The sequence below is a fragment of the Halogeometricum sp. CBA1124 genome, assembly GCF_009741955.1.
GTDB classification, from domain to species: domain Archaea; phylum Halobacteriota; class Halobacteria; order Halobacteriales; family Haloferacaceae; genus Halogeometricum; species Halogeometricum rufum.
In genome coordinates, this window is sequence record NZ_WPCD01000120.1 from 1 (window position 1) to 11,240 (window position 11,240).

The 11,240-nt window shown below is 67.7% G+C and carries 9 protein-coding genes and 2 pseudogenes; 4 read left to right on the top strand and 7 right to left on the bottom strand.

Annotation, left to right across the window (positions count from 1 at the left end):
* From GJ632_RS13875 to GJ632_RS13890, 4 genes are all read right to left on the bottom strand, one after another.
* Positions 1-342, bottom strand: a 342-nt coding sequence (locus GJ632_RS13875; RefSeq protein ID WP_191453271.1) for an ATP-binding cassette domain-containing protein, incomplete at its 3' end; no start/stop codon positions are given.
* 3 nt (positions 343-345) lie between these two features.
* The gene (locus GJ632_RS13880) at positions 346-864 is read right to left on the bottom strand and encodes a carbohydrate ABC transporter permease (RefSeq protein WP_197428003.1); all 519 of its coding nucleotides are present in this window, start codon (positions 862-864) and stop codon (positions 346-348) included.
* A gap of 384 nt (positions 865-1,248) precedes the next feature.
* A complete protein-coding gene (locus GJ632_RS13885) occupies positions 1,249-2,136 on the bottom strand; it encodes a sugar ABC transporter permease (RefSeq protein WP_343161189.1) in 888 nt (295 codons plus the stop codon).
* A gap of 26 nt (positions 2,137-2,162) precedes the next feature.
* Positions 2,163-3,491, bottom strand: coding sequence for an ABC transporter substrate-binding protein (locus GJ632_RS13890; protein ID WP_197428004.1), 1,329 nt, complete (start codon positions 3,489-3,491; stop codon positions 2,163-2,165).
* A gap of 156 nt (positions 3,492-3,647) precedes the next feature.
* On the opposite strand from GJ632_RS13890, the gene GJ632_RS13895 reads away from it, so the two are divergent.
* A complete protein-coding gene (locus GJ632_RS13895) occupies positions 3,648-5,732 on the top strand; it encodes a glycogen debranching N-terminal domain-containing protein (RefSeq protein WP_191453273.1) in 2,085 nt (694 codons plus the stop codon).
* 113 nt (positions 5,733-5,845) lie between these two features.
* Here GJ632_RS13895 and GJ632_RS13900 read toward each other — a convergent pair whose 3' ends face one another.
* On the bottom strand, positions 5,846-6,088 hold the full coding sequence (locus GJ632_RS13900; RefSeq protein ID WP_089810238.1) for a winged helix-turn-helix domain-containing protein: 243 nt from the start codon (positions 6,086-6,088) through the stop codon (positions 5,846-5,848).
* Between the two features lie 501 nt (positions 6,089-6,589).
* Between GJ632_RS13900 and GJ632_RS13905 the strand changes: the two genes are divergently transcribed.
* Complete coding sequence (locus tag GJ632_RS13905) at positions 6,590-7,159, top strand: DoxX family protein (RefSeq protein WP_191453274.1); 570 nt, start codon at positions 6,590-6,592, stop codon at positions 7,157-7,159.
* A gap of 93 nt (positions 7,160-7,252) precedes the next feature.
* Here GJ632_RS13905 and GJ632_RS13910 read toward each other — a convergent pair.
* Positions 7,253-7,833 (bottom strand): annotated as a pseudogene (locus GJ632_RS13910) (FAD-dependent oxidoreductase).
* A 126-nt stretch (positions 7,834-7,959) separates the two neighbouring features.
* Positions 7,960-8,974: pseudogene (locus GJ632_RS13915) on the bottom strand (lysylphosphatidylglycerol synthase domain-containing protein).
* Between the two features lie 124 nt (positions 8,975-9,098).
* Between GJ632_RS13915 and GJ632_RS13920 the strand changes: the two are divergent.
* Both GJ632_RS13920 and GJ632_RS13925 read left to right on the top strand, forming a co-directional pair.
* A complete protein-coding gene (locus GJ632_RS13920) occupies positions 9,099-10,340 on the top strand; it encodes an ABC transporter substrate-binding protein (protein WP_191453276.1) in 1,242 nt (413 codons plus the stop codon).
* Between the two features lie 88 nt (positions 10,341-10,428).
* Positions 10,429-11,046, top strand: coding sequence for a VOC family protein (locus tag GJ632_RS13925; protein ID WP_089810228.1), 618 nt, complete (start codon positions 10,429-10,431; stop codon positions 11,044-11,046).
* Positions 11,047-11,240 lie beyond the last annotated feature (194 nt).

Genomic DNA, 11,240 nt, shown 5'->3' on the forward strand with positions numbered 1-11,240 from the left:
GTACAGCGCGTAGTTCTGGAACACCATCGCCACGTCGCGGTCCTGCGGCGGTTCCTCGGAGACGTCCGTGTCGCCGATGGCGACGGAGCCGTCGGTGACGCTCTCTAACCCCGCAATCATCCGGAGCGTCGTCGTCTTCCCGCACCCCGACGGGCCGAGCAGGACGACCAACTCGCCCGCCTCGACGGGGAGCGACACGCCGTCCACCGCCGTCTCGTCGCCGAACCGCTTCGTCAGCGACGACAACGTGACCGTCTCGCCGCCCGTCTCGCCGACCACGGTTCCGTCGTACGGGCCGTCGTCGCGCGCCGTCGTCTCGGCGTCTGAGGCTGTCTCGTGCATCTGTCAGCCCTCCACCGCCCCCGCGGTGAGTCCCTCGACCATGTACTTCTCCAGGTAGAGGAACATCACGATGATGGGAAGCGTCGTCAGGAACGACGCGGCCATGATCTGTCCCCAGACGTTCGAGAAGTTGGCGTTCATCTGTTCGATGCCGATGGGCAGGGTGAGTTTGGCCTGCGACTTGAGGAACACCGACGCGAAGATGTACTCGTTCCACGCTATCTTGAACGCGAACAGGAACGTCGCGACGAGGACGGGCAGCGACAGGGGGACGACGACGCGGAAGATGGTCTCCACGCGGGAGTAGCCGTCGAGCATCGCCGCCTCCTCGATGGCGACGGGGAGGCTCTCGAAGTAGTTCCACAGCATGTAGAGCGTCAGCGGGAGCGTGCTCACGGTGTACGTGATGAACAGGCTCAGTCGGGTGTCGACCAGTCCGAGGCGGGCGATGAGTTGGAACAACGGGACGACGACGGTTATCGCCGACAGCATGTAGACGACGACGACGCCGCGTCGGACCACCGTGTTCCCGGGGGTAGTCGAGGCGGGTGAAGCTGTACGCGCCGATGACGCCGACGAACAACGAGAACGTCGCCGTGACCGTGGCGACGATGGCGCTGTTGAAGAAGTAGGAGGTGAACGCGAACGTCTCCGAGGAGAACAGCACCGTGTACTGCGACAGCGTCAGGGCCTGCGGCACCAGTCCCGGGTCGTTCACGTAGATGGCGTCGTCGGGCGTGAGGCTGGTCGCCAGCATCACGTAGAACGGGAACAGGGCGACGAGCAGGGTGAGTCCGAGGCTCGCGTAGAACCCGGCGCGGCGGAGGCGGGTGTCGCGACTCACCTGCCGGCGGAGCAGTCTGAGGCCGGTCATCGACTCTCTGGCGACGGCGGTGACGAACGATATCATACCTTGTCCTCCCCGAACAGCGTCACGAAGCCGAGCACGAACAGCGCCTGCACGAGGAACAACAGCAGAGAGATGGCGGCGCCGAGACCCTGCTCGAAGTTGGCGAACGCCGTCTGGTAGGCGAAGATGGGCAGCGTCAGGACCTGTCGCGTCAGGAGCCACACCTCCGCGAACGTGTTGAACTCCCAGATGAAGCGCAACAGCACCACGATGGCGATGGTGCCCTTCAACTCCGGCAGCGTGATGTCTTTGAACTGTGCCAGCGCGCCGGCCCCGTCGATGCGTGCGGCTTCGTACATGGACTCGGGTATCGCTTGCAGTCGCGCGACGAACAGCAGGAAGGCGAACGGGAAGTTCCGCCACGCGGAGAAGACGACGACGACGGGCAGGGCCGTCGCGCTCTGTTCGAGCAGTCCCACGCGCGTGCCGTACAGTCCCCACTCGGCGAGTAGGTTCGGAATCGACCCCCAGAGCGGGCTGAGCATGAACTGCCAGACGAACGCGACGGCGATGATGGGCGTGACGTGCGGGAGCAAGACGAGGCCGCGGGCGAGTCGACGCCCGCGGAACTCCCGGTCGAAGAGGAGTGCGACGGCGAGACCGACGACGGTCGAGAGCACGGTACTCCCGACGGTGAACGCCACCGTCGTCGTGAACGCCGACCAGAACCGCGCCGCCGTGAGCAACTCGACGTAGTTCCCGAGTCCGACCCACTGTGGGGCGCGGTTTGGGTTCAGCGGAACCTCGGTGAAACTCAGGTAGACGTTGTAGGCGATGGGGTAGAGGATGACCGCGCCGATGAGGACGACGGCCGGGAGGATGAGGAGGACGCCGAGAACCGCCTCGCGACGCTCTACCGGGTTCTCCGCGTACCTGTCGAACACGGAGGTGGTCGCCTCCCTGACCGACGTCATGAGAGGGCGTTACGCATCTTCTCCGCCTGCTCTTTCGCCACGGTGTCGGGCGCGTGGTCTTTCACGACGACGCGGTTGACCGCCTCGGCGACGAGCGAGTTGCTGGAGATGGTCCCGAACTCCGGCAGGAGCGTCCCGTCCACGAAGTCGAACCGGTCCATGTTCCCGAGCGCGGACGATATCTGGTCGATGGTGTCGCTCCACGCCGAGAGAATCTCGTTGTCGAGGTAGGCGTCCGACTCGGAGGTGGACTGCAGCACGGGCATCGTCCCGCCGGGGTTCGTGTGACACCACTTCACGTACTGCTCGTCGCTCATCACGTGTTCCACGAAGTCGCCGCCGACCTGCCGTCTCGCGTCCGACTTCGCGAAGATGGTGTGTCCCAGCACCTGCCCGTACGTACTGCGGCGCTTCTTCTCCGTCGCGGGCGCGAGGCCGGTGTTCTGCACCATCTCCTCGCCCTCGTCCGAGAGCAGGTCCGGGAGGAGGTACGAGGAGTACATGAACATGTGTTCCTGCTCGTTCCCGTAGAGGTTCCGCGTGTCCTCGAAGGAGACGGCGCCGGGGACGAACTCGCCGAGGTCCGAGAGGAAGGTGAGCGCCTCTATCATCTCCTGAGAGTCGAAGACGACGTTCGCATCCGCGTCCAACACCCGCGCGTCGTTCGACTGCGCGAACTGGGTGAAACACTGCCGCGCGTACGCCGTCGCCTTCGTCCCGAACCCGATGCCGTACATGTCGTTGTCCGGGTCGTGGAACGTCTCCGCCGCTTCGAGGATGGCGTCCCACGTCACCGGCGGTTCCAGTCCCTCCTCCTCGAAGGCGCTCTTGCGGTACCAGATGCCCTGGACCCACGCGTCGGCGGGGATGCCGTAGTAGCCCCCCTCGCCGTCGCTCATGAACTTCAGCGGCCCCTCGCGGAAGTCGTCGGACCCGACGTTCTCGATGACCTGCGAGGCGCTCTCCGCCGAGAGCGACCCGTCGGCGCCCAACCGCTGTATCGTCTGGATGGCGAGCAGTCCCACCGTCGGGAGGGTGTCCGACGCCACCGCGCTGGAAATCTGCTCGGAGATGGCGTCGTTGTCGATGTACCGCGCCTCCACCGTCGTTCCGCTCGACTCCTCGTAACTCGCGACGATCTCGTTGATCGGCCCTCGGAAGTCGTCGCCGTTGTGGATGTTCCAGTACTTGAACGAGTCGACTGACCCACCGCCGCCGCCGTCGCCACCGCCGAACGTGCCGGTACATCCGGCGAGTCCGCCGGCCAGTCCTGCCGCGCCCGCCGCGAGCACGTTCCGCCTCGTCAGTTGGTCAGAGTGCGACATGCCGGAAATTTGAGGATAGTTCATGATAAACCTAACGGAGAACAACTACTCAGAGTTGTTGTTCCCCGCAAGAGTTAATCCGGTCGATTCGTAGTCACGTCGTATGCACAGTTCCCACGGTCCGCCGCCGAACGAGTCGGGCGAGGTGTCGGACGGATGCCGCTAGAGACGCTCGTTGACGGGTACAGCTTCTTCGTGCGAACGACCCCGGACGAACTCGGTCCGGAAGGAGGACTGTACCACAGGGACACGCGCTACCTCTCGGAACTCGCCGTCGACGTCGCCGGGACGGAGTTGACCCACATCGGCGAGACGCTGGACGCCGCGAACGAACGGACGGTCACGCTCGCCACCGCGGGTCCGGCGGTGAACGAGATTCGGGACCGGAACGTTCCGAAACACAGCGAAGTCGTCGTCCAGCGACGCCAGTCGGTCCACGAGGCCGAAGGCTACGCGGAGACGGTGGTGCTGGAGAACCACGCCGCGGCGTCCCGGTCGGTGACGCTCACCGTCCGGTTCGACGCCGACTTCGCGGACCTGTTCGAGGTTCGCGGACTCGGCACCGACATCGACCGGGACGTTCGGCGGACCGCGGACGACCGGTCGGTCGTCCTCCGGTACGACTACGAGACGGCCGACGGCGAGTCCGTCACCCGCGCGACGCGACTTCGCTTCGGACGGCGGCCCGAGAGCCTCTCTGAGACGGCGGCCGTCTTCTCCGCCCGCGTCCCGCCGCAGGGGCGGTTCGAACTCCCCTTCGTCGCCGCCGTCGACGGGGCGGCGTCGGCGTCGGAAGCGGCGTCGGAGTCGGAGGCGACGGCCTCCGCCGCGCCAGAACCGGACGCGACGCCGCCCGCCGCGACGGGGTCCTCGGACGGCGCAGCGACGACGCTCCCGACCCGCACGGAACCGGTCTCGGTCCCGCGGGTCGAGACGGGGACCGCCCGATACGACGCCGTCTTCGAACGGGCCCGGTCCGACCTCGTCGCACTCACGACGGAGACGGAGCACGGACCGGTTCCGCTGGCCGGGACGCCGTGGTTCGTCACGCCGTTCGGACGCGACGCCCTGCTCACCGCCCACCAGACGCTCGCCGTCGCGCCGTCGCTCGCGGCGGGAACGCTCCGGTACTTCGCGGCCACCCGCGGCCGCGAGGACGTTCCGTCACGCGGGGAGGAACCGGGAAAGGTGTTCCACGAAGTCCGCCACGGCGAACTCGCCGACCGGCGCCGCATCCCGCACCGGCCCTACTTCGGCACCGTCGACGCGACGCCCCTGTGGGTGACGCTCCTCGACGAGACGTGCCGGTGGCGGGGAAGCGAGGCGCTGGCGGAAGAACTCGCGGACGCGCTGGCCGACGCGCTGGCGTGGACGTATCGAACCAGCGACGCCGGCGACGACCCGTTCCTCTACTACGAGACCGACGGCGTCCTCGACCACCACGCGTGGAAGGACACGGCGGACAGCATCCGGTTCGCCGACGGCACCGTCGCCGACGGTCCGCTGGCGGTCGCCGAAGTGCAGGGCTACGCGGCGAGAGCGCTCGACCGCGGCGCCGCCCTCCTCGACGATCTGGACGCGGACGTGGAGACCCACGTGCCGACCGACGCCTACCGCGACCGCGCCCGAGCGATCGAACGCGCGTTCGACGAGGAGTTCTGGCTCCCCGACCGGACGTACTACGGCCTCGCGAAGGACGGGGACGGCCGAATCGTCGACGCCGTCACGTCGAACGTCGGCCACTGCCTGTGGACGGAGACGATTCCGGCCGACCGCGCCGACGCCGTCGTCGAGACGCTCGTCGACGGCCCGTCGTCGACGGGGTGGGGTCTCCGGACGATGAGTCCGACCGACGCCGGCTACTCGCCGGTGTCCTACCACGCCGGCGGCGTGTGGCCCCACGACACGTCGCTCGTCGCACTCGGCCTGTCGCGGTACGGACACGGCGACGCCGCGGAACGACTCGCGGAAGGGGTATTAGACGCCGCGACGCGGTTCGAGCACGAACGCCTCCCGGAACTGTACTGCGGGTTCGACGACGACCGGGACCCGGTCGAGTACCCCGCCGCCTGCACGCCGCAGGCGTGGGCCGCGGGCGCGCCGTTCGCCTTCCTGCAGGCGGCGTTCGACCTCGCGCCCGACGACGACGGGCCGACCGCTCGCCGCGCCCCGGACCTGTTCGCGCCCGAGACTGTCGAGACGCTCCGCGACCGGACCGACAGGTCGCCGCGAAGCGAGTAGCCGAACGGGTGCGGCGTCACCGCGTCGGCCTCGAAGCACCGCCCGACCGGCGGACGTGCCGGCAGAACGAGTCGGTTCGCTCGCCGCGTTCGACGCGCCTCTCCCGGACCCGTTCAGTCCGCCCGTTCCAGCGAGTACACGCGCTTCCTCGCGTCCTTCAGACAGACGTCCTCGTGGACGATGTCCGCGTCCTCCAGTTTTCGAAGGGCGTCCCGAACGGTCCGCGTCGAGAGTTGCGTCCGGTCGGTCAGTTCCCCTTGCGTCAGGTGCGACTCCCGTTCGAGGACGAAGTGGACGAACTTCGCACTCGGGGGGAGATTCTCCAGCGTTCGCGCGGTTTGTTCGGCGTGAGACATGGAACTAGGTCCGTCGGGCCGTCGGTCGGAGGGCCGTCCCTGCGGTCACCGACGAGCCACGTCGAACGCTACGACCCGCTCCCATATAGCCCTTCGACAGCGTCGATGTAACCCGGTTACACCGCCGTAACCGTGGGAAGGAGCCGTCCGGACGGTTCGCCCGCCCGTCGTCGACACGGGGGCCCGCCGTCGATGAGTCGACGTGAGGCCCGCCCGTCGCGTGCGACTCCCGTCCTCGGGGGCCAGTCGAGGGCACCGTCGCCCGCGAGTATATCAGGAACGATAGTTGTGGTAGCCGCGGCGGCGGCGACACCGACCGCGGCGCGTTCGTCTCCGAACGTTCGAGAGCGACTCTGTTGGCCTCCAAAGCGCGTCTCGCCGACGGATTGCGTCGGCTCCCGCGGCGCTCGGGCACGACTTACGCACATTCCCCAGAACTGAGAATTACGCGTCCGTTATACGTGGTACGCGGCACACGGTTCAGGTGTAAGGTGACTTCCGATGGCAACTAACGAGATGCAGTCGCGCGTGAACGAGTTCGAGAGTACGGTCGCAGGTGTCACGATTAGCAGCAAGGCTCACAGCCTCAGCGCGTGGTTCGTCCTCGCGCTTCGACTGATGATGGGATTCGCGTTCTTCTACTCGGGATGGACGAAGATTCTGGCCGCCGAACCGTTTAGCGCGGCGGGCTACCTGAACAACGCGGTTCCGGCCGCCAGCCCCCTCTCGGGAGTGTTCGCGTGGATGGGGAGCACGCCGTGGTTCGCCGAGTTCCTCAGCGTCGCGGTGCCGTGGGGTGAACTCGCCATCGGCCTCGCGCTACTCGTCGGCGCGGTGACCCGCCTCGCCGCGTTCTGGGGCGCGTTCATGATGCTGATGTTCTACTTCAGCAACTGGGACGTCGCTCACGGGTTCATCAACGGCGACTTCGCGTACATGCTGGTGTTCCTCGCCGTCGCGGCGTTCGGCGCGGGGCGCATCCTCGGACTGGACAGCAAGATAGAGCAGTACGACGTGGGCGGCCAGACACTGCTCGAGAAGTACCCGATGCTGAGCTACGTCCTCGGCTGAGCGGGTACGCTCTCTCGCCGCTTGTGGTGCCGTTCGTTCCGTTTTCGTCTCGAACGCGAGCGGTGCGCGTCCGCCTCGCACCGACGTTCGAGGTTACGACTCGTCGGCCATCGCGCCGAACGCCTCGTCGCGTCGGCGGGCACGTCGAAGTCGTGGTAGTTCTCGCCCTTCTCCGTCGAGAGGATGTTGAGCGCGGCGGCGGCGCCGTCGCCGGCGCTGATGACCGCCTGCCACTCCTCGGCGCGGACCATCGCGCCCGTGGCGTACGCGCCGTCGACGCTCGTCTCCATCGTCACGTCGACGTCCACGAGGTCACCGTCGAAGTCGCAGCCCAGCGACTCGGCCAGGTCCCGGTTCGCTCCCGTCGCGAGGACGACGTAGTCGGCGTCGTGGTCCTCGCCGTCGGCCGTCACGGTGAACCCGTCGCCCGACTCGGACACGTCCGACACCTCGGCGCTCACGCGTTCGACGCCGAACGTCTCGGCCTGTCGCTGGAGCGTCTCCAGGAACACGGTTCCGTCCTGCGAACCGATGCCGGGGTAGTTGAACAGGTGGGCCTTGTGCAACCACGTCTTGTCCGTGTCGAAGACGGTGGTCTCCAGCCCGTTCTTCTGGGTGAACAGCGCGGCGCTCAGTCCGGCGGCGCCTCCGCCGACGACGATGACGTGTGCCATGGCAACTCATTCGCACGGCGACGTGAAATGCGTTTTCGCAACCGAGCGATTCGCCGGTACCCACGACGCTGAACCGTCCGGAGACGCGACCGGTTCGGTCTCGCCGCCGCCGACCCCGGCGTCACGCTACGGCCGCCACCCGCGGAGAAAGGCGACGGAGAGGCCGCCGACGGAGAGACCGAACGGGAGCGTGACCGTCCGGACGACGAGGACGGCGGCGGCCGCCGCCGCGGGTGCCGCCCCCGTCACGAGGGTGAGTGCGCCGCCGAGGACCACGTCGTACGCCCCGATGCTCCCCGGAATCGGGACGATGCTCGACGCCTGCGGGAGGGGGACGACGGCGACGATGGGGGAGGAGGGCGACGGCCGCCCCCGTCCCGGAGCCGATTCCGAGGAGCGCGACGTAGAGGGCCGCCGCCGTCAGCACCTGTTCGACGACGCCGCCGACGGCGACGAGTGCGACCAGTCCCGGTCGGTCGCGGAACAGGAGGACGCGGGCCCAGAACCGTTCGACCGCGGACGCGACGACCGCTCTGTCGTGCGGGTCGTCCCGGTAGAGCGACGACGCCCACGCGACGACGGGCGCGGCGACGGCGACGACGGCGCGGGAGACGGCGGCCCGGAACCGGAGGACGACGAGGCCGCCGACGAGCAGGGTGCCGACGGCTCCGGCGAGGGTGACGAGGACGAACCGCGGCGAACTCCCGCCGACGGTTATCGAGAGCGCCAGCACCGTCGAGAGCAGGAGTTGAGCGCCCGACTTCACGTACTTCGCCACGCCCCGGACCGCGAGGGCGTCGGCGTACGACGTCTCCGTCGTGACGCCGATGAACTGCGCCATGATGGGCTCGGAACTCACCGGTCCGGCGGGGCTGAGCGTGTCGAAGAAGTCCCCTGCCATCGCGAACTGCACGCTCTGGCGCTTCGAGAGGCCGCGCCCGAGGGGGTTCACCGACGCCCAGACGCCGATGCCGTCCGCGAGGCCCTCGCCGACCACGAGCAGGACGACGACGGCGACGGCCCACGGCGGGAGTTCGGCGATGCGGCCCGCCACGTCGCCGGCGCCGACGGACGCGAGGTAGCCGGCGAACGCGCCGCCGCCGAGGAGGACGCCGACCAGAAACCGCGCCAGTCTTCGCACGGTCGAGAACTCCCGTATCGACGCAAAAGCGCTTCGTCTCCGGCCGACGGCCGAGCCGAGCCATCCTGTTTTAGGCTCACCGAAAAACCGAAACGAGTTTACGTTATTAGGCAGGCCTAAAACTATGGCGAGAGACGAGGAGCGAACCGACGGTTCGACGCGGAGAGAGTACCTGCAGGTCGCCGGGGCCGTGGTCGCGGGAGGCGCACTCGCGGGCTGTACGGGGAGCGACGGGGGGTCCGGCACGGAGGCGACGACGCCCGAACAGACGACCGAACCGACGTCCGAGGTGACGACGGAGACGAGCCAACCGACCGCAGAGGAGTCCTACGAGGTGTGTATGGAACCGAACGGCTGTCACACGCTCGACGCGCCCCCCGAGCGATATCTCGTCTACCATCAGGGGCCGGTGGACATGATGATCGCACTCGGGCAGGCCGACGGGATGGTCGCCTCGGCGTTCCCCACGACGTTCCCCACCGAGTATCTGGACCAGTTGCCGGGCGTCTCGTTCGACCCGAGCGAACTCACGCCCCTGAGCGAGGGCGGCACGCCCGACAAGGAACTGTTCTACGAGTTGGACGTCGACCTCCACCTCGTCGGCCACCATCCGGCGATGGAGTACTTCGAGTTGGACGAGGAGGACCTCGCGGAGTTGGAGTCGAACGTCGCGCCGTTCCACGGCAGTTGGATGCGCCGCCCCGACTACACGGACGGTCACCCCTACTACACGCTCTACGAGGGACTCGACCGGTACGCCGACGTGTTCCGCGCGGAGGCGCGCGGCGACGCCTACCGCGAGATGCACGAGGAACTGGTCGCGCGCCTCACCGCGGAGTTCCCGCCCGTCGAGGACCGGCCGTCGGTCGCCTACCTGAACACGAACTACTGGGACGACGGCCAGACGGTGTACGTCAGGGACCCCACCGTCCCGGGCTATCAGACCCGGCCTCTCCGTGACCTGGAGGTTCCCGCCCACGACGCTTTCGCGGGGCAATACCCGAGCGACGCCAACCTCATCACTGGCAACTTCGAACTGCTGCTGGAGGTCGATCCCGAAGTCGTCGTCTACCACGCGGGCCTGAACGTCGTGCGCGACGACGAGGTGTCGTTCGAGGAGGACATCCTCCGACCTCTCCGTGAGGACCCCGTCGCCGGCGAGGTGACGGCCATCGCCGAGGGCCGCGTCTACCCGTGGCACGAGTTCGAGCAGGGGCCGATAATCAACCAGTTCCAGACCGAGGTGCTGGCGAAGAGCCTCTACCCGGACACGTTCGGCGAACCGACCGGGATGGAGGCGCCGCCGGCCGACGAACGACTGTTCGACCGACAGCGAGTCGCCGACGTGATCAACGGCGACCGCTGAGGGCCCACGCCTCACCTGTCGAGGGTATCACGGGGAGACTCGGGTGTTACTACCCGACTTATCCGATTTGCGTCCGTACTGTGGCGACGTGAGCGACCAGAATCCAGTCACCGCCGAGTATCCGGACAGTCCGTTCCACACCACCGGCACCGACCACGTGACCATCTGGGGGAGCAACGAGGAGGACACCGTCGCCTTCTACCGCGACCTGTTGGGGATGCGCCTCGTTCTCCGACAGCCGAACCTCGACGACCCCTCCCAGACGCACCTGTTCTTCGACACCGGCGACGGCCGCATCCTGACGTTCTTCGTCAGCGACGACCGGCAGTCGAACAGGACGGGCCAACGCGGCGGCGTCGGCGCCGTCCACCACCTCTGTTTCAGCGTCGACCCCGAGGAGTTCGAGGAAGTGGTGCAGGCCATCGAGGACGACGGTCGGAACTACAACATTTTCGACCGGGGCATCTTCTTCTCGCTGTACACCCACGACAACAACGGCCTCGTCATCGAACTCTCGACGGACAAGTACGACATCCCCGACGACAGACGCGCGGACGTGCTGGCGAAGACGCAGGAGATTCGCGAGGCGGACGGCGCGGACTACGCCAAGGACGAACACCTCGCCGAAGCGCTGACGGAACTCGGTCTCGACGCGACGGCGTACGACCTGCCGGACGCCGAGAGCGGCGTCGGCGGCGTAGAGTAACCCGCCCGACTTTCCCCCGTTCGCGGTAGAACGGCACGCGACCCTCACAGCGCCACGGCGACGAGGTGAAGCGCGCCGAGAACCGCCGCGCCCAGTATCCAGACCCACGAGAACCAGCTATCGAACGACAACTCGGGCCGGTTCCGCAGGGCGAGGTGCAGTCCCGCGTGCGCGACGGCGAACGCGTCGAACGC